Annotated in this window: 24 protein-coding genes and 2 other annotated features; of the genes, 4 read left to right on the top strand and 20 right to left on the bottom strand. The window is 34.7% G+C overall.

Annotation, left to right across the window (positions count from 1 at the left end; genetic code table 11):
- Positions 1 to 271: 271 nt before the first annotated feature.
- From pheT to KM885_RS02210, 3 genes are all read right to left on the bottom strand, one after another.
- Positions 272 to 2,698 (bottom strand): phenylalanine--tRNA ligase subunit beta, encoded by a 2,427-nt coding sequence (pheT, locus tag KM885_RS02200; RefSeq protein ID WP_047185352.1) that lies wholly within the window; start codon positions 2,696 to 2,698, stop codon positions 272 to 274.
- Between the two features lie 13 nt (positions 2,699 to 2,711).
- A complete protein-coding gene (gene pheS, locus KM885_RS02205; RefSeq protein WP_047185353.1) occupies positions 2,712 to 3,746 on the bottom strand; it encodes a phenylalanine--tRNA ligase subunit alpha in 1,035 nt (344 codons plus the stop codon).
- Positions 3,747 to 4,111: 365 nt separating this feature from the next.
- Positions 4,112 to 4,861: a TrmH family RNA methyltransferase gene (locus KM885_RS02210; RefSeq protein WP_047185354.1), complete on the bottom strand. Its 750-nt coding sequence runs from the start codon at positions 4,859 to 4,861 to the stop codon at positions 4,112 to 4,114.
- 97 nt (positions 4,862 to 4,958) lie between these two features.
- Here KM885_RS02210 and sspI point away from each other — a divergent pair, with 97 nt between their 5' ends.
- From sspI to KM885_RS02225, 3 genes are all read left to right on the top strand, one after another.
- On the top strand, positions 4,959 to 5,177 hold the full coding sequence (gene sspI / locus KM885_RS02215; RefSeq protein ID WP_047185355.1) for a small acid-soluble spore protein SspI: 219 nt from the start codon (positions 4,959 to 4,961) through the stop codon (positions 5,175 to 5,177).
- Between the two features lie 146 nt (positions 5,178 to 5,323).
- Positions 5,324 to 5,923 carry a lytic transglycosylase domain-containing protein gene (locus tag KM885_RS02220; RefSeq protein ID WP_047185356.1) on the top strand — a complete coding sequence of 200 codons (600 nt, stop codon included), beginning with the start codon at positions 5,324 to 5,326 and terminating at the stop codon, positions 5,921 to 5,923.
- 416 nt (positions 5,924 to 6,339) lie between these two features.
- Positions 6,340 to 6,780, top strand: a complete 441-nt coding sequence (locus tag KM885_RS02225) for a cell wall hydrolase (RefSeq protein WP_204797696.1) — start codon at positions 6,340 to 6,342, stop codon at positions 6,778 to 6,780.
- A 277-nt stretch (positions 6,781 to 7,057) separates the two neighbouring features.
- Here the strand turns inward: KM885_RS02225 and KM885_RS02230 are convergent, their stop codons facing one another.
- Positions 7,058 to 8,143, bottom strand: coding sequence for a M42 family metallopeptidase (locus tag KM885_RS02230; RefSeq protein WP_204797697.1), 1,086 nt, complete (start codon positions 8,141 to 8,143; stop codon positions 7,058 to 7,060).
- Between the two features lie 192 nt (positions 8,144 to 8,335).
- Positions 8,336 to 8,824: a dUTP diphosphatase gene (locus tag KM885_RS02235; protein WP_047185360.1), complete on the bottom strand. Its 489-nt coding sequence runs from the start codon at positions 8,822 to 8,824 to the stop codon at positions 8,336 to 8,338.
- A gap of 327 nt (positions 8,825 to 9,151) precedes the next feature.
- Here KM885_RS02235 and KM885_RS02240 point away from each other — a divergent pair, with 327 nt between their 5' ends.
- Positions 9,152 to 9,544 carry a hypothetical protein gene (locus tag KM885_RS02240; RefSeq protein WP_047185361.1) on the top strand — a complete coding sequence of 131 codons (393 nt, stop codon included), beginning with the start codon at positions 9,152 to 9,154 and terminating at the stop codon, positions 9,542 to 9,544.
- A 70-nt stretch (positions 9,545 to 9,614) separates the two neighbouring features.
- Here the strand turns inward: KM885_RS02240 and KM885_RS02245 are convergent, their stop codons facing one another.
- The 15 genes from KM885_RS02245 to mutM form a co-directional block, all read right to left on the bottom strand.
- Positions 9,615 to 10,187 carry a TVP38/TMEM64 family protein gene (locus KM885_RS02245; protein WP_047185362.1) on the bottom strand — a complete coding sequence of 191 codons (573 nt, stop codon included), beginning with the start codon at positions 10,185 to 10,187 and terminating at the stop codon, positions 9,615 to 9,617.
- 113 nt (positions 10,188 to 10,300) lie between these two features.
- Positions 10,301 to 10,570: a DUF1294 domain-containing protein gene (locus KM885_RS02250; protein ID WP_225344043.1), complete on the bottom strand. Its 270-nt coding sequence runs from the start codon at positions 10,568 to 10,570 to the stop codon at positions 10,301 to 10,303.
- A 65-nt stretch (positions 10,571 to 10,635) separates the two neighbouring features.
- The gene (gene rplT / locus KM885_RS02255) at positions 10,636 to 10,992 is read right to left on the bottom strand and encodes a 50S ribosomal protein L20 (protein WP_047185364.1); all 357 of its coding nucleotides are present in this window, start codon (positions 10,990 to 10,992) and stop codon (positions 10,636 to 10,638) included.
- A 53-nt stretch (positions 10,993 to 11,045) separates the two neighbouring features.
- The gene (gene rpmI, locus KM885_RS02260) at positions 11,046 to 11,240 is read right to left on the bottom strand and encodes a 50S ribosomal protein L35 (protein ID WP_047185365.1); all 195 of its coding nucleotides are present in this window, start codon (positions 11,238 to 11,240) and stop codon (positions 11,046 to 11,048) included.
- 31 nt (positions 11,241 to 11,271) lie between these two features.
- Entirely contained in the window at positions 11,272 to 11,778 is a 507-nt protein-coding gene (gene infC / locus KM885_RS02265; RefSeq protein WP_047185366.1) for a translation initiation factor IF-3, read from the bottom strand.
- A 65-nt stretch (positions 11,779 to 11,843) separates the two neighbouring features.
- Positions 11,844 to 11,965: a sequence feature (ribosomal protein L20 leader region), on the bottom strand.
- 245 nt (positions 11,966 to 12,210) lie between these two features.
- Entirely contained in the window at positions 12,211 to 14,160 is a 1,950-nt protein-coding gene (gene thrS, locus KM885_RS02270; RefSeq protein ID WP_204797698.1) for a threonine--tRNA ligase, read from the bottom strand.
- 68 nt (positions 14,161 to 14,228) lie between these two features.
- Positions 14,229 to 14,455, bottom strand: a binding site (T-box leader).
- Between the two features lie 55 nt (positions 14,456 to 14,510).
- The gene (ytxC, locus tag KM885_RS02275) at positions 14,511 to 15,368 is read right to left on the bottom strand and encodes a sporulation protein YtxC (RefSeq protein WP_047185369.1); all 858 of its coding nucleotides are present in this window, start codon (positions 15,366 to 15,368) and stop codon (positions 14,511 to 14,513) included.
- Positions 15,369 to 15,503: 135 nt separating this feature from the next.
- Entirely contained in the window at positions 15,504 to 16,430 is a 927-nt protein-coding gene (gene dnaI / locus KM885_RS02280) for a primosomal protein DnaI (RefSeq protein ID WP_047185370.1), read from the bottom strand.
- A gap of 17 nt (positions 16,431 to 16,447) precedes the next feature.
- Positions 16,448 to 17,803 carry a replication initiation and membrane attachment family protein gene (locus KM885_RS02285; protein WP_047185371.1) on the bottom strand — a complete coding sequence of 452 codons (1,356 nt, stop codon included), beginning with the start codon at positions 17,801 to 17,803 and terminating at the stop codon, positions 16,448 to 16,450.
- Positions 17,804 to 17,833: 30 nt separating this feature from the next.
- Positions 17,834 to 18,301, bottom strand: a complete 468-nt coding sequence (gene nrdR / locus KM885_RS02290; RefSeq protein WP_047185372.1) for a transcriptional regulator NrdR — start codon at positions 18,299 to 18,301, stop codon at positions 17,834 to 17,836.
- 38 nt (positions 18,302 to 18,339) lie between these two features.
- Positions 18,340 to 18,717, bottom strand: a complete 378-nt coding sequence (locus KM885_RS02295) for a hypothetical protein (RefSeq protein WP_047185373.1) — start codon at positions 18,715 to 18,717, stop codon at positions 18,340 to 18,342.
- Between the two features lie 161 nt (positions 18,718 to 18,878).
- Positions 18,879 to 19,259 carry an adenosylmethionine decarboxylase gene (gene speD / locus KM885_RS02300; RefSeq protein ID WP_047185374.1) on the bottom strand — a complete coding sequence of 127 codons (381 nt, stop codon included), beginning with the start codon at positions 19,257 to 19,259 and terminating at the stop codon, positions 18,879 to 18,881.
- Positions 19,260 to 19,466: 207 nt separating this feature from the next.
- A complete protein-coding gene (locus tag KM885_RS02305) occupies positions 19,467 to 20,492 on the bottom strand; it encodes a glyceraldehyde-3-phosphate dehydrogenase (protein WP_204797699.1) in 1,026 nt (341 codons plus the stop codon).
- 163 nt (positions 20,493 to 20,655) lie between these two features.
- Positions 20,656 to 21,255 (bottom strand): dephospho-CoA kinase, encoded by a 600-nt coding sequence (gene coaE / locus KM885_RS02310; RefSeq protein ID WP_047185376.1) that lies wholly within the window; start codon positions 21,253 to 21,255, stop codon positions 20,656 to 20,658.
- A gap of 12 nt (positions 21,256 to 21,267) precedes the next feature.
- Positions 21,268 to 22,095 (bottom strand): DNA-formamidopyrimidine glycosylase, encoded by an 828-nt coding sequence (gene mutM, locus KM885_RS02315; protein WP_047185377.1) that lies wholly within the window; start codon positions 22,093 to 22,095, stop codon positions 21,268 to 21,270.
- Between the last annotated feature and the right edge of the window lie 10 nt (positions 22,096 to 22,105).

The following is a 22,105-nucleotide window of genomic DNA, read 5'->3' on the forward strand; positions in this document are numbered from 1 at the left end:
AATCGTAACATGGTTAACACCTTAGTGCGGTTACACTCCATTTAAGAGTATATTTCATACATTACAACTACTATATAATTTGTTTAATAGGTTCTATTCTCTATAAGACAAACATACCTATAATAATTTGGGTTCTTACTGCTATGAAATTTTATTAGAAAAAACTCGGTTTTGCTATTAGACTTGCATGTATATCGTTGCACTTGAATCCACATAAAAAACACATAGAATCTTCCTTTCAGAAAATTCTATGTGTTAACGGTACAAACTTTTATGAACGTATATAAGAATTAAATTTATTATTTACTGCTTCCACAATTTTTTCAAATGAAGCTTCTACTTCATCGTCCAACAATGTTTTATGCGGATCTTGGTAAAGCAAGCTATATGCAACTGATTTCTTACCATCTGGAACATTTTCGCCTTCATACACGTCAAAAATACTTACTTGTTTGACAAGTGGTGCACCTACTTCTTCTATTACAGTTTTAACATCACCTGCCAAAACATCATTATCTAGAATGAAGGCAATGTCTCTGGCAACAGATGGATATTTCGAAATCTCTTCAAATGATGGTTCACCATCGTAAGCATCAAGGATTTCTTCAAGATTTAAATCAAATACGTATGTGTCTTTTAAATCTAATTCTTTTTGTAAACTAGGGTGTAACTGCCCAACAAACCCAATCGTTTTATCTTGAATTTTGACAACCGCTGTTCTACCTGGATGCATATTGTCAACTTTCGCTTGATGGAAACTTATTGATACTTTTAAGTAGTCCGATAAACCTTCCAAGATTCCTTTTACAACAAAGAAATCAACTTCTTTTTCCTCTTGTTGCCATGATTGCTCCAACCATTTTCCGGTTATCGCACCTGCAATTCTTAACAATTCTTTTGGCTGTTTGCTAATCTTTTGTTCATTAGAAATGAATACAGATCCCATTTCGTAATAAGCAAGATTACTTTGATTTCTAGCCAAATTATATGTTAAGGTACCTAACATTTCAGGTAACATACTTAATCTTAAATATTTGTGGTCTTCACTCATAGGCATCGCAAGGTTAATCGGAGTTGGATTCTGTTTCGATATTTCCGGACTTACTAGTCGATTTATATTTTTCTCGTTTGTAAGCGAATAAGTTAATATCTCTGAAAGACCAGCTGATTGCATATATTGTTTCACTTTACGTTTTAATAATTGCTTTTCTGTTAAACGTCCAGCTTGATTTGAACCTTCTGGTAAGGTATATGGCAACTTATCATATCCATAAATTCTTGCCACTTCTTCTAACATATCCTCAAATATTGTAACATCTCCGCGACGAGTCGGAACTTGAATTGTAAATGCCTCACCATCTTGTGTGAACGGGAATTGTAATCTGTTCAAAATATTCACAATTTCTTCACTAGTAATTTCTGTTCCTAATTTCGCATTGATAGCAGAAGTCTCCATTGTTACTACTTTTTCCGACTTGTCTAACTCGTCGAATTCAACTACACCAGATAATACTTTCCCATTTGCATATTTTTGTAAAAGATAGCTTGCACGCATACCTGCTTTTTTCACACGATTTGGATCAACGCCTTTTTCAAATCGTGTACTGGATTCACTTCGTAAACCAGTCGCTTTAACCGTTTTGCGAACCGATCCACCATCGAAATAGGCCGCTTCAAGTAAAACATTTTTTGTTTCTGATGTTACTTCTGTGTTAGCACCACCCATAACTCCAGCCAAAGCAGTTGGTACCTTTCCATTTGTAATAAGTAACTGTTCTGTCGTTAGCGTTCTTTCTTGATCATCAAGAGTAACCATCGTTTCCCCTTCATTAGCACGGCGAACTACGATTTTCTCTGATGAAAAACGATCATAATCAAAAGCATGTAAAGGTTGACCGTATTCCATTAATACATAGTTTGTAATATCTACAACATTATTAATTGGACGAACACCAACGGCCATTAAATAGTTTCGCATCCATAATGGAGATGGCTTTATTTCTACATCCTGAATGATAAATGCACCATAATATGGATTTAGTTCCGGTGCTTCTACCTCAATAGCGATATAATCTTCCGTTTTCCCTTCACTAGTAGAATATTCTTCTTCAGGGAGATTCACTTCTTTATTAAGAATAGCAGCTACATCATATGCCACTCCTAGCATACTTAAAGCATCCGCTCTGTTTGCTAAAACATCTAAGTCTAAGATGGCATCATTTAAATTTAAAAGGGAAACAACACTTTCACCTACTACAGCATCTTCCGGGAATACAAAGATCCCATCGGTAATATCTGTTGGGATATATTTTTCATCTACCCCAAGTTCCTGTAATGAGCAAATCATTCCATTGGATTCGATACCGCGTAATTTTACCTTCTTAATTTTAAATCCACCCGGAAGTTTTGCTCCTGGTTTTGCCACCGCTACTTTTTGTCCTTCGGCGACGTTTGGAGCGCCACACACGATTTGTAAAGTTTCATCCCCAACATCGACTTGACATAAATTTAATTTATCTGCGTTAGGGTGTTTCTCGCACGATACAACATATCCAACAACAACATTCGTACTTTCTTCGGCAAAATACTCAACGCCTTCTACTTCAATACCAGATTTCGTAATTTTTTCAGCAAGTTCTTCTGGAGTAATATCTCCTAAATCAACGTAATTTTTTAACCAATTAAATGAAACTAACATACGAGTCCCTCCTTTAAGCCTTATGATATTGTTTTAAGAAACGAACATCATTCGTATAAAAACCACGAATGTCGCTGACACCGTATTTCAACATAGCAATTCGTTCCGGTCCCATTCCAAATGCAAATCCGGAATAAACTTTTGGATCATAGCCTGCCATGGATAAAACTTTTGGATGAACCATTCCGCCACCAAGAATTTCAATCCAGCCAGTTCCTTTACAAACACTACATCCTTCTCCATGACAAACTTTACAAGAAATATCCATCTCAACAGATGGTTCTGTAAATGGGAAAAAACTCGGACGTAAACGGATTTTGCGCTCCTCACCAAACATCTTTTTAGCAAATTTATCTAAGGTACCTTTTAAATCACTCATCCTTACATTTTTATCTACATATAATCCTTCAATCTGTGTAAATTGATGAGAATGTGTAGCATCATCTGTATCACGACGGTACACTTTACCAGGACAAATCATTTTTACTGGCTGATTCCCTTCATACTCCTGCATTGTACGTGCTTGAACCGGAGAAGTATGCGTACGTAACAATAGTTCATTTGTTATATAAAATGAATCCTGCATATCTCGGGCTGGATGGTTTTTGGGTAAGTTTAGGGCTTCGAAGTTAAAATAATCTGTTTCTACTTCTGGACCTTCTTTCACTTCATATCCCATTCCAATAAATAAATCTTCAATTTCTTCGACAATACTTGTTAGTAAATGGGGTCCACCAATATTAACAGGTCTTCCTGGTAATGTGACATCAATAGATTCTTCTTCTAGTCTTTTTTCTAAGGCTGCTTGCTCTAAACTCGTCGCTTTCTCTTCAATTGAAGTTGTAATCGCATCACGGACTGCATTAGCCATTTGGCCTATAATTGGACGTTCTTCGCTAGATAATTTTCCCATCCCTTTTAACACTTTTGTAATGGATCCTTTTTTTCCTAAGTAACTTACACGTATATCTTGTAATTCTTTCAGATTTGCAGCTTGCGTTACTTTTTCCAAAGCTTCTTTTTGAATAGCTTCTAATTGATCTTTCATTATTTTAGCCTCCCTTTTTTTACATTTGAATGAAAATAAAAAAAGCCCTCATTCCCAATAAGGGACGAGGACTTGTATTCGCGGTACCACCCTTGTTGGCACATTAATTGTGCCCAACTCAATACTTGATAACGGATAAATCCGGAACACCTTTCTTTAAACAAAATATTTTGTACTCACATCTTTTATTTTGTTTAGCTCCAAGTGTCAGCTCCAGAGTGAAGGGACAACATTCCATACGATGGAAATGCTCACAGTCTTAGACATTTCCTCCCTGTAACGCTCATGAATGTTATCAAACTCTTTCGACGCGTTCATATATTTCATTCATTTTTTCGTATTTTATTACATTATAGTTAATTATTTCACTTGTTGCAACTATCCTTTGCATAATACATCAAAATCCCTGCAGCAATACTGACATTTAAAGATTCAGCTTGTCCATATATGGGGATCTTTACAATTTTATCTGCTTGATTAATGATTTCTTTATTAACGCCTGCTCCTTCATTTCCTAGAACAATAGCCACTTTCGTATCTATTGACACTTCATGGTATAATGTTGCCCCTTCTAATGCTGTAGCCCATATGGAAAATCCATCTGCTTTTAATTCAGGTATAACTTTTTGTAAATCCTTTTCGAATATCGGAATATGAAAAATAGATCCTTGCGTTGCACGTATAACTTTATCATTGTATAAATCTACCGTACCATTCCCAAGAATGACCCCATCAAATCCAGCTGCATCTGCAGTTCGTATAATTGTTCCTAAATTACCAGGATCTTGTACCGAATCAATTAATAAGATATGTTTTCCCACAACATCTTCCATTTTCTTCATTTCGATTATAGCTGCAATACCTTGTGGACTTCTCGTTTCAGAAATATGCTCGAATACATTATTACTTACTTCAATAATGTGAAAATCATCGCACCAAGATGGTAGTTCTACCCCTTCTTGTACGATAATTTCCTTTATACCCCAATTACTATTTTTCGCTTCTTGTAATAAATGGTACCCTTCAACAAGAAATGTTTGAGTATTGGTCCGTTCTTTTCGCTTTTGTAATTTTTTCCATGCTTTAACTTGCTCATTTTTTACAGAAGTAATCATTTCGTTCATCCTTCATCGATTTTCTCCATATTATCATACATATTATTGCATTCATTGGTCAAACTATCCATAGTTAAAAAACAAAGGAGTTGTCACCATGGATCTAAATATTCGTAAAGCAATTTTACACAATCTCTCTAATAACGATCAAAACCAATTAGAAGAAACAATAGTAGACGCTATACAAGCTGGCGAAGAAAAAATGCTACCTGGTCTAGGGGTATTATTTGAACTAATTTGGCAGCAATCCAGTCCGGAAGATAAACAAGAAATGGTTCAGGCTTTAGAACAAGGTGTTAAACAAGCAACTAACTAAAAACTCCTCATATGAAATAGATGCTTCATTGCATCTATTTCTTTTATTTCCAAAGATCCCCCTATACTGTTTACGATACATATTTAGAGATTGCCAATTTCAATAATTAAACGTAAAATAGTAAATATACGAAAGGGGAATACCAAATGGAAATAAGAGACTTACAACAATTTATTCAACTTCAAGCTATTGTGAATATGACTTCTCACTTTAACTCTTCAGTAAAAAGTTCCCCTATGGCTGAACTAACGTTTAAGCATATATTACAAGATAAAATGAACGAACTAATAGCGGATCAAAATATTAAGGAAAAACAGCCAAATCCTTTACCGAGCTTACCTAATAAAATGGAGAAAGCATACATACCTACCTCTTCATACGATGCTGAAATTACAGAAATAGCTCGTAAATATAAAATAGATGAGAAATTGATTCACTCTGTTATTAAACAAGAATCAAACTATAACCCTTATGCTAGAAGTTCAGTAGGTGCCCAAGGGCTAATGCAGTTAATGCCAGCAACCGCAAAAGGATTAGGGGTTACCAATCCTTTTGATGTTAAGCAAAATATCGAGGGTGGTACCAGATATTTAGCCCAGATGTTATCCCGGTATAATGGAAATACAGAATTAGCATTAGCAGCTTACAATGCTGGTCCCGGTAATGTAGATAAATATAACGGAATCCCCCCATTTAAAGAAACACAAAATTACGTTCGGAAGATAATGAATCATTACTTAGCCTAAACATACATTAAACCTCAAGCGAAAGTCTTTGCTTGAGGTTTTTTTACGTTGTTAGGAATGTATAAAGAAGAATAACCGTCAGTGGGGTTCCATTTATCCCCACTGATGGCATCACGGACTTTTCTTCTGTGATTGCATGCTCTTTTGGCCGTGATAGCACGTGTCACGGACATTTCTTCGACGATTGCTTGCTCTTTTGGCCGTGATAACACGTGTCACGGACATTTCTTCGACGATTGCTTGCTCTTTTGGCCGTGATAACAGTTAATCGCACTTATTGGATCTTTACGGGCAGTTGATCTCCCACCTACCTTTTTGTTTCCCCAGATGCTTAAGATGGGATAAATGCCAAGTTTTTTAACACACAATGTCATTAATTTAACTTTTTTTCATACTATATTCTGGAGGTGGAAAAAATGGCAAGAGTTGCTTACCGAAACGCAGACGTTAACTTAATGGCAAGGATGATGCGAGCTGAAGCTGAAGGCGAAGGTAAACTAGGGATGCTATATGTAGGAAATGTAATTGTTAATCGTGCTGTAGCAGATTGTGTGGACTTTAATGAGTTAAGAACAATTGAAGATGTTATTTTTCAAGTGCAAGGAGGAAATTTCTCATTTGAAGCTGTTCAAAAAGGCAATGTTTTTTACCAAAGAGCAAGAGAATCTGAAAGAAGGTTAGCAAGACAGAATTTGGAATATTGGAGAAAACAACCAGCGAAATATGCCCTTTGGTACTTTAATCCATATGCTCCATGCCCTCCCACATGGTACAATCAACCATTTGCTGGTCAATTTAAACAACATTGTTTTTATGAACCCGCGGCTGGAACATGTGATAGCGTGTACTCTGGATAATTAATTTCCAAATGATATCTTTAAAGCAGTTACATTAAGTATACTCGGTAAGAGTTTATAGATTTTTTATCCTTATATATTCAATTGTAAAGTGACAATCGAATTATTTAATTTTAAAACCTCAAACAGCATAACCCCGTACTGATTTTAAGACGGGGTTAAAAGTTGATTTTTTTATGTAGATTACTTCACTGCACTTAAATATATAGCAAATCTCTTTGACTGCTTTTCAAAAAACAAGGCTTTGAGTAAAAATTCTCTAAGCCTTGTTTCATACTTATGCAAATATTAATTTTTTAAGCGTTTCAGCATCTAATTTCTTGATTACCTCCACAATTAGCTTTACTGCATTCTCAAAATCATCTCGATGTAGAATACCGGCATGAGAATGAATATAACGTGTTGCAATGGTGATGGAAAGTGACGGAACACCATTTGCGGTTAGATGGATTGAGCCCGAATCCGTCCCACCACCTGATAGAGCTGCATATTGGAATGGAATATTTTTTTCTTCTGCAGTTTCAATAAATAAGTCACGTAGACCTTTATGGGAAACCATGGAACCATCGTATAACATGATTTGAGGTCCTTCACCTAGCTTGCTGTCGGCTTCAGATGGTTTTATCCCTGGAGTATCTCCAGCAATCCCTACATCTACGCCAAAGCCAATGTCAGGCTGTATTTTATTAGCTGCCGTTTTCGCACCTCTAAGACCAACCTCTTCTTGCACATCGCCAACACCATAGACAACATTTGGATGGTTTACATCTTTCAGTTGTTTTAAAACTTCAATTGCGATTGCCAATCCAATGCGATTATCCCAAGCCTTTGCTAATAGCATTTTTTCATTTTTCAACGGTGTAAATTCAAAGTAAGGTACGATAGATTGTCCAGGTTTTACACCAAATTCTTCTGCTTCTTTCTTACTAGAAGCACCAATATCAATAAACATATCCTTAATTTCATAAGGTTTTTTCCGTACTTCTGGCGGAAGAATATGAGGTGGTTTTGAGCCAATCACCCCTGTTATATCTCCTTTTGCTCCTAGAATGGTTACTCGTTGCGCCAACATCACTTGACTCCACCAGCCACCAACTGTTTGGAAATATACATAACCCTTCTCATCAATTCGTGTAACCATAAAACCAACTTCATCTAAATGCCCAGCAATCATAATTTTGGGGCCGTTGGAATCTCCTACTTTTTTGGCAATGGTACTACCTAAATTATCATATTCGATTTCATCCGCGTATGGTGAAATGTATTTTTCAAAAACTTCACGAACTTCTTTCTCATTCCCCGGAATTCCTCTTGCATCGGTTAAATCCTTAAGCATGATTAACGTTTCATCTAATTGTGTCATATATATAACCTCCTTCTATTATTGTGAGCCTTGTATAAAGAAGACTCCCATCAGTGGGGCGTTCCTTCATCCTCCACTGATGGTTAGTCGCACTTATCGGACCATTATGGGCAGTTGATCTCCCACCTGCCTTCTTTATTTCCCCAGAAGCTTGAGATGGGAGTCTTACTGCCCTTTTAGGCGGGGCAAACATTAATATCCTTTATTTTGTCTTTCAAAATTTATTTCATTCTTCTTATAATAAGCAACTTGTATGTCAGATTCACTGAACCCTAATACTTCTCCTAGTAGTAAGAAATTCATAAATAGCTGTTCATAAGTTTCCTTTGATACATTTTTATAAAAATTTATACAAGATTCAAATACTATATTAAATTGTTCCGTTTCAGCAGCTCGTGTTAATTCACTGAGGTTTCTACTAGTGTATCGATATCCTTTTTCTAATCCAAGTGATAAAATAAAATGAAGACCATCTACGTATTCTTCCAAAATAATATCATTATTATTTCGTGATTTGTTGCTCCAAAACTTAAAACATCTCGTTTCATTAGCAAGCTCACCAAGTTCAACTAGTAAAGCTAAGTATTTTTCTTGGAATAAATCTTGATTTTTTAATTGGTGATTTGATTCAATATGGTTGTCTAAACTTTGTTGCATGGAATATAATTCTTCCCAATTCATAAATGTATATCCTCACTCTCTCTTTTTTATTGTCGGGAAATTATAAAATTTGTATGGCTATGTATAACTTAGATACAGAAATAGCCACGTCCGGCTCCAGCGCCCAGTGACTAGTAGACTTCCTTCACCTCCGTTCGATAAGTCAACATCGGCTCGCTCACGCTCACCGTGTTTCCTTTATCTCCTACTGCTCAGTCCAGTCTATACGTCAATAAACGGGCGCTTGCGCCTTTGTTCTGATTGTACCATGATTTTTTAGTATTCGTGAAACTATTGTATCAAGTAATACGTATGGAGATTAACGAATTAAATAGGGAGTCGATCATAATGATAGTTATTTTATTTCGTATACTTATCCTTATCGCGATAGCTTTTCTTATTTATACATGGATCGAGTACACTAGAAACCCAGAAAGACAATTAAAAATTGCAAAACAATCTAACCATTTTTATATGGTAGATGAAGCGAATAATAGCAAGAAAAACTTGAAGCTTGTGTATAAAAGATGTGTCTTTGAAGGCGAAAAATATATAGGCGTGGTGGATGATTCATTTGAAGTGGTGGATATTGATATTAGTATTCGTGACCCATTTGATTTGAAAGGGTTTACTCGCGAGGATTTATATTTCTTAGAAAATGAAATACTTATTAGATACCCACATGCAAAAATCAAATGGAAACATCCTATAAATGAAATACTTATTACGAAAATGGAGTAGTATTAGACCTTCCACAAAAACATTTTAAGCCGAAAAAACCAATTAACTTGGATTTTTCGGCTTTTATTTGTTAAGTACTCATCTGGAAAAAGTCTCGCCACTTTATAATAATTTCTTTACTTCTAACCAAATAAATGAAAGGTAGTAAACCAATTAAAAATATGAAAATATGAAATGGGGATAAATTCGCAATCCATCCGCCTAAACATGTATAAACGATGGCTAACGGAATGTTAGATAATAAAGATGATTTCGTGTACTGCTTCATCCCAGAAGATATTTCCATAATGCATAAAGACAATAGATGAAAATGAATAAAAGGGACAAGTCTAAGTATGGCGATTTGGGATGTATTTAATGTAGTGCTACTCCCTAGTAGTTTTTGTTTCAATCGGATTAGTTTATCTAATTTTTTGGGCATCCGATTAACTAATCCATAAAATATAACGCTAGATAAGGTTATTCCTACAACCGAATAAATAGTGCCTGCTATCGGCCCGTATAAAATTCCTCCTGTGACACATACAAATACTACCGGGAGAAAGAATAATGGCCTTATTAAATGAAAACAAATAAATAATAACGGTGAAAGTAATCCTCCCATTTCGATAAACGCCATTACATAGTTCCCAATGTACTCCATAACTTTCCTCCTTTTGCCAGTTTCTAGCTGTTCTCCCTGAGAAAAGTACCCTGCACTTCAGATTTCTACCTTCTATTCATTTATATGACCTTAAATGCTATTTATGATAAGGTTCAACTAGCAAGACCTGACAAATAGAAAAACAAAAAGAAGTTTAAAATGATGAAGATTGGCATTCCAATTGTAAAAGATTTATGTTTCGTTTTATGACGGTATCGTTGCATCCCAATATAGGTTCCTGGTGCTCCACCTAACAAAGCGATGATCCAAAAAGTTCTTTCTGGTATTCGGTATTTTTGTTTCACTGCTTTTTGTTTATCTACTCCCATTAAAATAAACCCAACAATGTTTACCCCTAAAATATAATAGATGATGGAATTCACTTTTTTCCTCCTAGTTTGCAATAAAAAACCGAACCCATGTCTAAATGGATTCGGCTTATTTCAAATTATTTTAAAGCACCTTTTGCTTGTTCTACTAACTGAGCAAATGCTTTTTCATCGTTAACTGCTAAATCGGATAACATTTTACGGTTAATGTCAATTCCAGCTACTTTAAGTCCGTGCATTAATTTGCTGTAAGAGATACCGTTTAGACGAGCAGCTGCATTAATACGTGCAATCCATAATTTACGGAAGTCACGTTTTCTTTGTCTACGGTCACGATAAGCATATTGACCAGATTTAATTACTTGTTGTTTTGCAGTTTTAAATAGAGTTCTCTTTGAACCATAATAACCTTTAGCTAATTTTAATACGCGTTTACGACGTTGGCGCGTTACTGTTCCACCTTTTACACGTGGCATATTAATTCCCTCCTAATACATTTCCGAATCTATATTTATCATTAATAGTCTAATTATTTAGGTAACATTGTTTTGATACGTTTGTAGTCCCCAGTAGATACAACAGCACTTTTACGTAGTTTACGTTTTTGCTTTTGAGATTTGTTAGCAAATAAGTGACTAGTGTATGCATGAGATCTTTTTAATTTTCCAGAACCAGTTCTTGTAAAACGTTTTTGAGTCCCTTTATGAGTTTTCATTTTAGGCATAATTTATTTCCTCCTCGTAATGTTGCATCTATTACTTCTTTTCACTAATCGGAGCGAGCATCATAAACATATTACGACCTTCCATTTTCGGTTTGGATTCAATTGTCGCAACATCTTTAAGTTCTTCAGCTAGACGAGTTAAAACCTCTTGTCCTAGCTCTTTGTGTGTGATTGCACGTCCTCGGAAACGAACGGATGCTTTTAATTTATCTCCCTTTTCAAGGAATTTTTTTGCGTTCTTAACCTTCGTTTCGAAGTCATGATCGCCAATACCTGGTGTAAACCGTACTTCTTTTATATTAATAATCTTTTGTTTTTTACGAGCTTCTTTTTCCTTTTTCTGTTGCTCATAACGATATTTCCCATAGTCCATAATTCGACATACAGGCGGTTTGGCATTTGGAGCAACTAAAACTAAATCCAAGTTTCTAGTTTGCGCAATCTCCAACGCTTCTTGACGTGTTTTCACACCAAGTTGATCCCCATTTGAATCGATAAGTCGTACTTCTCTTGCACGAATCTTTTCATTGACGTTCATATCTTTGCTAATAGTCAGACACCTCCAAAGTTTTTTCGATACTGATCTATTTGACAAGTCTTCATACATGAAAAAAAGTGTCGGTAATACACCCACACATTCCAATTACACATAATAAATTTGGAACCAGTCAACTACACGAAACGTGCGTCGAACAGGTGAGAAGCGGGTGCTTCTACTTGTCTTTGAGATCATTTAATTTTCAACTTTTAAAGTATATCACACTTAAGAAACCTAGTCAAATATTTTTCTCAGTCGAATGATATTAATCATATTTTACCATATTTCACGACAAAGGCCAAGTATGTGTAAATACATACTTGGCCTACCATTGCATTTATCGCACCTAGACGAGCAGCCCGTAAAGGTCCGATAAGTACGACTAGCCATCAGTGGGGATGAAAGAAAAGCCCAACTTGATGGAAGTCTTCTTTATTTATTACGTAATTTGCGTTCTGTAATTTCCTTTTGAATAAGATTTTCAAAATCCTCATAGGAAATTGTTTCTGATTTTTGTTCTCCATAACGACGAACATTTACGGCATTATTTTCAATTTCTTTGTCACCTAAAACGAGCATGAAAGGTATTTTTTGAGTTTGTGCTTCACGAATCTTATAGCCGATTTTCTCATCTCTTTCATCCACTTCAATACGAACACCTTGTCTTCTTAATTTATCCGCAACTTCCTTCGCATAATCTAAATGAATCTGCGGAGAAACAGGGATTACTTTCACTTGTACTGGGGCAAGCCAAGTTGGGAAAGCACCCTTATATTCTTCAATTAAGAATGCAACAAAACGTTCCATAGTAGAAACGACACCGCGGTGAATAACAACAGGACGATGTTCTTTCCCGTCTTCACCAATATAAGATAAATCAAATCGCTCAGGTAATAAAACATCTAATTGAACAGTAGATAATGTTTCATCCTTACCTAAAGCAGTTTTAACTTGTACATCTAATTTTGGACCATAGAATGCTGCTTCTCCCTCTGCTTCCACATAATCCAAATTCAAGTCGTCCATTGTTTGTTTTAAAGTGGATTGTGTTTTTTCCCACATTTCATCGTCGTCAATATATTTTTCCTTATCCTCTGGATCACGATAAGAAAGACGGAAATAGTAATCTTCAATTCCAAAGTCTTTATATACATGTTGAATTAATTCTACAACACGAGTAAATTCTTCTTTTAATTGATCTGGTCTAGCGAAGATATGAGCGTCATTTAAAGTCATTGCACGAACACGTTGAAGTCCCGCTAACGCACCACTCATTTCATAACGATGCATCGTTCCAAGTTCTGCAATTCTTACTGGTAATTGACGGTAGCTCCATAGTTGATTTTTAAATACCATCATATGATGTGGACAATTCATTGGACGCAATACTAATGTTTCATTATCCATTTCCATCGGTGGGAACATATCATCATCATAATGATCCCAATGTCCACTTGTCTCATATAGCTCCTTACTCCCCAGTACAGGTGTATAAACGTGATCATATCCTAAACGTTCTTCCAAATCCACAATATAACGTTCGATTGTACGACGAATAGTTGCCCCTTTAGGAAGCCATAACGGTAGACCTTGTCCAACTTTTTGAGAGACGGTAAAAATCCCTAATTCTTTACCTAGCTTACGATGATCACGTTCCTTACGTTCTTCTAAAATATGAAGATACTCGTCCAATTGACTTTGTTTTTCAAATGCAGTTCCATAAATACGTTGAAGCTGCTTATTATTGCTATCCCCACGCCAGTAAGCTCCTGAAATACTTAAAAGTTTAAATGCTTTAATTTTACTTGTGGAAGGAACGTGAATTCCTCGACATAGATCAAAGTATTCACCTTGCTCATAAATAGTCACTTGTTCCCCTTCTGGAATATCATCAATTAATTCAAGTTTCAGTTCATCATTAATTTCGCGAAAACGTTCTTTCGCTTCTTCACGTGAAACTTCTACTCGCTTAATTTCAAGATTCTCATCGACAATACGTTTCATTTCTTTTTCGATCTTAGGAAGATCCTCTGGGGTGATTTTATATTCCATGTCTAAATCATAATAAAATCCTTCATCAATTACAGGTCCAACACCAAATTGAACGTCTTTATATAATCGTTTAATCGCTTGAGCCATTAAATGTGCTGTGGAATGGCGCATGATATCTATAGATTCATTATTTTTATAAGTTAAGATTTCTATTTTCCCACCACGATCAAGTTCGCGTCTTAAATCTACTTGTTCACCATCTAATTTAATAGCTATAGCTTGTTTCTTTAATCCTGGAGAAATGGATGCTGCAATCTCCTCACCAGTTGTTCCAATTGGAAATCCTTTTTCATTACCATCTGGAAATATTATTTTAATTTCTTCTGCCATGTTGCTTGCTCCTTTCTATCTGTAAACATATATTAAATTAAAAAACGCCCATCCCAATTGCATAACGCAAAAGGGACGAGCGTAGTATAATAGTTCGTGGTTCCACCCTAGTTCCCGCTAAAATTAGCGGCTCTACATCTTTAACGCAGATGATACGCTATTCCTTACTATAACTTCTGGAAAAGAGTTCAAAGGTGGTAATTATTCAGGCCTATAGAGGAAGCTTTCAGCCAAACGACTTCCCTCTCTAATCTATATGTATCCAAAATAATCATGTCCTTATCGTAACTTTTAACTTCAATAATCAATCTAAAGTGTATTATAGCTCTATAAAATTATAATTGCAAGTGCTATTGGTTTTTCATATTATAAAAAGGAAATTCTCGAGTAGGTTGGAATTCCGCTTTTTCTTGGAAAACATTAATGACGGTTAATGTTTTTGGTTCGGCGGGATCATCACCGTAGATTTTTACTTTCTCTGGCGCCATCGCAATTAGTGGCGATAAATTCATTTCAGTTTCATCTAATCCAAATAGGTATAAGGGTTCTTTCTGCATTAAAGTTTGTAAATCCATTTTTGAAAGGACTTCTCCATCTTCTGAATAAAAGGAAAATGAACTACCTTGTAAAATATGAATGACTGGAATTCCAGGATCCTTTTGGCTAATATATGTGCGTAAAGAGTTAATAAACGCTTGATGTTCTTCTTCTCTCTTATATTCGTCTATCGCTAGTCCTACATAATCAATCATTTCATTCCTGAATTCTTTTAGCCCAAACTTTACGATGGAATCATAATGTATAGTATCTGTATCTTTTATATGATTTAAAAATAATCCTTCCAATAAATCCTTCGGGTGATCCCTTTCAGTTCTTTCTAGGTGCAGAAAACTTTCAGCATTATTCCCTGACAATATCCAATTTGTTATTTCATGAATCCTTTTTATCTCTTCATAATCTGAAAAATAATATTTTTTCTTAATAATGTCTTTAATCATGTTTCCTAATCGATGTCCAATGAATACTTCAGCCATCAATTTCGCCATTACATTTACGAATTTGCAATCATGTATTTCTGATTCAATTTGGAGAAGAATCCCCCATTCTTCTTGATGTTTCCAATGCAATTCAATATTTTTATCACGTTGGAATAATTTTTCACAAAATATTAGTACTTCTTTTTCTGATTCAAAATATACCCCAAGCAAATACCATCACCCTCATCCACAATCAAACTGTTACATTATATGGACAAAGGTGTAAAAAAATGATTAAACCACAGAAACTAGTATTTTTCTTACTGCCAAAAAGGAAAAACTAGTACTTTTACATACTAGTTTACGTTAGTTTCTTCTATTTTCTCCATATATTGGCACTTCTTTACTTACTTGTCTTATTCGTTCGATAATTCTTCCGGCTTTGACTTTCTCTACACCATCCCTAGTAGAAGCCAAAACTCCTTCCAACTGTTCTAAACTATAATTACTTGTAAAACAAACAGGTAACTGTTCCATCATTCGGTATTGTAATACAGAACCTAAAATCTCATCCCGAAACCAAGATGACTGCATTTCTGCACCAATATCATCCAACATAAGTACATCTGCTTTTTTAAAGTATTCTATCTTTTCATTTGTTGTATCATTTTTAAAAGATGACTTAATTTCGCGGACAAACTCTGGCATATAAATAATCATAGATGAGATGTTCATTTTCTTTAACTCATTCGCTAATGCACCGAGGAAATATGTTTTACCAACCCCAAAAGGTCCATAAAAGTAAATACCCTTACGTGGCAACTTATTACTTGCTTCACGTAAAAAATTAAACATTTCCATAACCCCGTTATTTCGATTTTTATCATCATCAATGTTATTTATCGATGCTTGTAATATCTCTTTGGGCACATGGACACTTTGAACAAGTTGTTGTTGAGATTGTTCTTTTTCTATCATAATACGGCTATGACATTTTTCATAAGCAAGATGAATTTCGCCATTTTCCACTTGCAGAATAGGCGAGTACCCTTGCAACATGTTTTGACATTCATTAAAAGAGCTGCATTGATCACATTGCTTAGATTGGGTCTTATATTCATACAGCTTTACTAAACTTTTATTTAGTTCACTATTTGATATTTCTGGATGTAAAGATAAAAACTCCTTAATTTCAGGGTCGTTTAAAACTTCACTCCTTATTTTAGTGTAATTTTCCTGAAAATTTTTATTCTCTTTCATCCACTTTGATAAAGAGCTTTGAATAGGTTCCATATAAACCATCCTTGAGATCAATTATTTTTCTGCTTTTGATTTAACAAAGCATGTAATTTTGCCTTTTCTTCTTCTAAGTTTACTATTGGTTGTTTGGAATTTATTGGTGGATTTTCTGTTTGACTTTCCTTACGATTACCCTTTCTTTCTTTAAACCAATCCGGAATAATTTCCTTTGTATTTCTTTTGGTATAATTGTAATTTTGTTTTTTATTATTCGTTTTTTGAAATTTATCTCTTTCTTTTTTAGCGAATTCCATTGCCTCTTTTGCAGTCTTAATTTTCGCTCGTGACCAGTGACTAGCAATTTTTTCTAAATAGGCTTTGGATAATTTCATATCTGATTGTAATAAAACATAATGTATAAGAACATTCATTACTGGTGAAGGTAATCCTTGAGAAGTCATGACATCGCGTATAATCTTCATATCCTGTTCGGAAGCTTGATGGCCACCAGACAAATCTTCTAACAACTGTTTAGGCGAAATAGTTTCTAATTTTTGAATTAACATTTCCTCTTTGGTTTTCGGTTCCGTTTGTTCCTTCTGCTTAGGAAAAGTAATTCTTTCCGTTAATTTTATAGTAGCATTGTTATGCTTAGATTTAAATAAATCATGACAGGCATTTTTGAATTCATCACAATCTAAGAGGTTTTCCTCGTTTAATGCCCATAAAATAGATTTTTCTATTTCATAGTTATCCAAATCATATAATTCCATCATTTGTGAAATTAATTTCCGATTATCAGGTGTTAAAACTTGTCCAACTGGGATCATTCTTTGCTTTAACATTTGTTCCATCCAATGCAAATCAACAGAATTGGTTGTATCATTATTTAAATCATTACTAGATATAGGTTTTACAACTTCTAGCGTTGGAGTAAAAGTTTGAAATACATCGTTAAAGGATGCCGTAATATTTTCTCCTAAATCCCCATGAGTAGTCACTTTATATCTATTTTTAAGCATAGAAAACTTCTCATGCCCTAATTGATGATATAGTAATTGAGATAGCATTGCATCATGAAAGAAATCATTAGGTGAAAAAGGACATTGTATTTCATAAGTAAACATAGTTGACTGCTCTAATTGTTTTTTATAGGTCTTTAATAAACCAATTCCTTCTAAATTTAATCTTGCTTTATATAGTTCATCCAAAGGAATGTTTAAATAATTCATTAACGTATGATGTGTTTGTGGAGAATCTTTCTGGAATTCTAATTCATGTAAAAGAGTTTGATACAGCATAACTGCTTGCATCCCTATTAACGGTTGATACAGATGAGTTAATGATGTTGTATAATCAGCGGTTAATTGATCCTTTAATAATACATAGTACCCATCAACCGGTAATATTTGTCCAATAAAGTTCAAATCTTCTCACCCTTATCTATGTAGTACTCTTTATTCATTTTTCCTGTCAACGTTAATAAGGTCTTTTAATTCCTCTAAAAATACAGTGATATCTTTAAATTGACGATAAACAGAAGCAAACCTTACATAAGCAACTTCATCTATTTCCGCCAAGCGATCCATCACTTTCTCGCCAACATCCTTACTATCTACTTCAGAATAACCTGCATTTCTCAATTCTTTTTCAACATCTAAAGCAATTGATTCAATTTTTTCTAACGGAACAGGTCTTTTTTCGCAAGCCCTTATTAATCCCCTTATTAATTTATCTCTTGAAAATTCTTGTCTTACTCCATCTTTTTTCACAACAATTAAAGGTGGCTCTTCCATTCTTTCAAAAGTAGTGAAACGATAATTACAGTTTTCACATTCTCGGCGTCTACGTATGGATCTTCCTTCATCAGTGGGACGCGAATCAAAAACTTTTGTGTTTTTATATTGACAGTTGGGACACTTCATCCTTACAACCCCATTCATCGTTATCAAACTTGGTGTATTTAAAGTTGCGGTAACTCTTTATTTAAATTATCATATAGTCGATTAATTAATTTAGTAATATATCCAAAATTCAATGGAATCGCGGAATCTAAAGATACCGAAAAATCAACAGCAGTTTTATTAGGGCTTACCATAATGACTGTTACTACAATAAAAGCTCTTTTTCCTTTTTTTGTAATAACACTCATTTCCCCACGTTCTTTTGATAAAGAATTTATTTCGAATTCAGAACTAGCTTGAAAGAAGTTTTCAAGCGTTTGAAAAACCTTATCTTTCATTGCTTTATAATAACGTGTTTTCAATGACTTATCTAAGCGATCCTCACCCGTTTCTAAATGGTTACCAAAAAAAGTACGAAATTTGCTATTAATCGACATATCCATTCTCCCCGACCTATTGTTTACCCTATATTGTAACACGTTTTAACAATTTCCTCTAACAAAAAAAGTAATAGTGAATTACATAATTAAAGGGCTGACGTGAAGAGTCAGCCCTTTTATTCTTATTTAAAATCGGATTTTCGATTAACTTATTATGATTAATATACTTTTTCAAAGTCTTTTTCTTTTATTGGGCCCATTCCCCGCGGTATCTCCACACGATCATAAGACTTACATTCCAACGCTTCAGCAATAAAATCTGCTGCAACATTCGGATCAATAATATCTCCACAAGTAAATACATCAATACTTGCATATCCATGTTCTGGAAAGCTATGAATCGTTAAATGGGATTCCGAAATAATCACGACACCACTAACACCTTGTGGCGCAAATTTATGAAAGGCAACTTCACGAATCTCTGCCCCTGCTTTTAAAGCAGCATCTACAAAAATACGTTCGATTAACCCCATATCATTTAATTTGTCTATATTGCATCCCCATAGTTCAGCTATTACGTGTCTTCCCATTGTATCCATTACTACATTCCCCCTTAAGACATTAGAAACTTCTTTTATTTTATTTTCTGCCACGGGGGAAAGTTAGTACGGATGAGGTCCTAACCCTTTAAGCAGAAAACATCATTTCGTTTTCAAATCGTAACATGAGAAGTATATAATGTTTATGAATCTTTTGCAACTAGAAAAACCATCTATTCACTGTGGAAATAGATGGTTTTAAAAGTATTAAATTCTAGCAAATTCCTTTAAACTAATCCCAACTAATTTGGTTAGATCAAGAACTCGTTTCGAATAGCCCCATTCATTATCATACCAAGCCAAAACTTTTATTTTATTTCCGTCTATAACCATGGTAGATAAGCCATCAATAATAGATGAAAAATCCGTTGTTGTATAATCAATAGAAACAAGTGGTTCTTCACTATAATGAATGATGCCATTCATTTCTTGTTTTGAAGACTGTTTAAATACACGATTCACTTCTTCAACCGTTACACTCTTTTCCACGTCTACAACAAGATCCACTAATGATACATTCGGTGTAGGAACCCTTAATGCCATTCCATGTAATTTACCGTTTAAATGTGGTAAAACCTCACCTAACGCTTTTGCTGCCCCTGTAGATGTAGGTATAATGGATTGGCCACAACTTCTTGCACGCCTTAAGTCTTTATGAGGATTATCTAAATTATTTTGATCATTCGTGTACGCATGAACAGTAGTCATTAATCCGTTTTTAATTGTAAAATGATCATCTAATACTTTTACTACCGGTGCTAAACAGTTCGTTGTACAGGAAGCATTAGAAATGACATGGTCCAATTCTGGTTGATACGTATGTTCGTTTACTCCCATCACGATTGTCTTATCTATTTCTTTACCTGGTGCTGTGATTACGACTTTTTTCGCTCCAGCTTGGATATGTAATCCAGCACTTTCTTTCGTTTTAAATTTTCCTGTAGCTTCAATTACTACATCTATGTTTAATTCCTTCCACGGTAGTTTATTAGGTTCTCTTGAATTTACAACCTCAACTATTTTGTTATTTACTTTAATAGCTGATTCAAGCGCAGTAACTTCACCATGAAAAATACCATGAATACTATCATATTTAATTAAGTGTGCAAGCGTTTCGGTAGGATATCTTGCATTAATTGCAACCACTTCGACATCCTCATCTACAATAGCCTGCCTAAAAACCATTCTTCCAATTCTTCCAAAACCATTAATTGCAACACGCGTCTTCCCCATCAGAATCTCTTCCTCCTATTTATGTTATACTTAATACCCCTTTATAATAAATAGTATAACATATTTCAGATGAATGTGATTCTGTTTTTATAAGTTTTTTCGGATTTTCTTTAAAATAGGTCAAAAACTTAAGCAAAAAGTCTAGACAATAAGTCTAGACTTCCTATATGACATCCCATTTCCTTAAAATATCTTCCAGTTGTTCAAAAGTGGCTGTTTTTGAACTGTTATTATTAATGACAGCATCAGCTAATTTTGCTTTCTCTTTAACAGGCATTTGTGATTTAATACGCTTTAATGCTTCACTTTCACCAAATTCATCTCGTTCCATTAATCTTTGTAACTGTACGTTCTCGTCTACATAAACGACAATTGTTTTATCAACAAAATTTGTTAAGTTACTTTCAAATAATAATGGAATATCTAATACCACACATGAAGCCCCATCTTGAACAAACCCATCACGTTTTTCTATGATCCTTTTACGTATTGCCGGATGAACTATTTGATTTAAAGTTTCTAATTTTTCTTGGTCATCAAATACAATTTCTCCAAGTTTTTTACGATTTAATGTTTTATCTTCCCGTAATAAATGGGTTCCAAATGTCTCAATAATTTTGTTATACGCTTCTTCACCAGGATACACTACCTCCCTGGCTATTTTATCAGCATCCACAACTGGTATTCGAAATTCATCAAACATTAAACTAACCGTACTCTTTCCACTTGCAATACTACCTGTTAGGCCAATAATTAGTGCCATCTCATAATCCCTCTATTCTTTTTGGCAATTAGGACAAATATGCGTGCCACGTCCAGCAACTTTCGTTTTTAAAATTAGATTTCCACATCGTTTACATTCTTTATTTTCCTGTCCATAAACAAACAACTCTTGTTGAAACATCCCCATTTCTCCCTGACCATTAACATAAGAACGGATTGTTGTTCCGCCCTGTTTAACCGCATCGGCTAACGTATGGATGGATTCATCACGAATTCGTTCTACTTCTTTTTTTGTTAAGTGACTTGCTTTTTTTGAAGGATGTATTTTGGCACGGAATAATGTCTCATCAACATAGATATTTCCAAGACCTGTAACGACAGTTTGATCTAATAATACTGCCTTAATAGGGCGCTCTGTCCTTTTCAACTTCTGGTATAAATAGTCTAGCGTAAAACCTTCATCAAATGGTTCAGGTCCTAACTTTTTTAATGGTTCACTTTCGAACTCTTGGCCAATAGGATAAACATGCATCGTACCGAATTTGCGAACATCATTATAACGAAGGTCTTCACCATTAGTAAATGTGAAAATAACATGAGTATGTTTCTCTATCGGTTCAGCTGAAGAAACAACTCCATACTTGCCTTCCATCCTTAAATGAGAAATTAGAACGACATCATTTAAATAGAATAATAAAAATTTCCCTCTTCTTCCCATTCTTTGAATCGTTTGCCCTTGCAACAATAATTTAAATCTCTCGACATCATCTGGGACTTTCACCATTTTTGGCCAGTATACTTCTACTTTATCTATTGTTTTATTAGAGACTAGTGGTATAAGTGTTTTTCTTATCGTCTCTACTTCTGGTAATTCAGGCATCGCTACTACT

It is taken from the genome of Oceanobacillus caeni, from assembly GCF_019037185.1.
GTDB classification, from domain to species: Bacteria; Bacillota; Bacilli; order Bacillales; family Amphibacillaceae; genus Oceanobacillus; species Oceanobacillus caeni.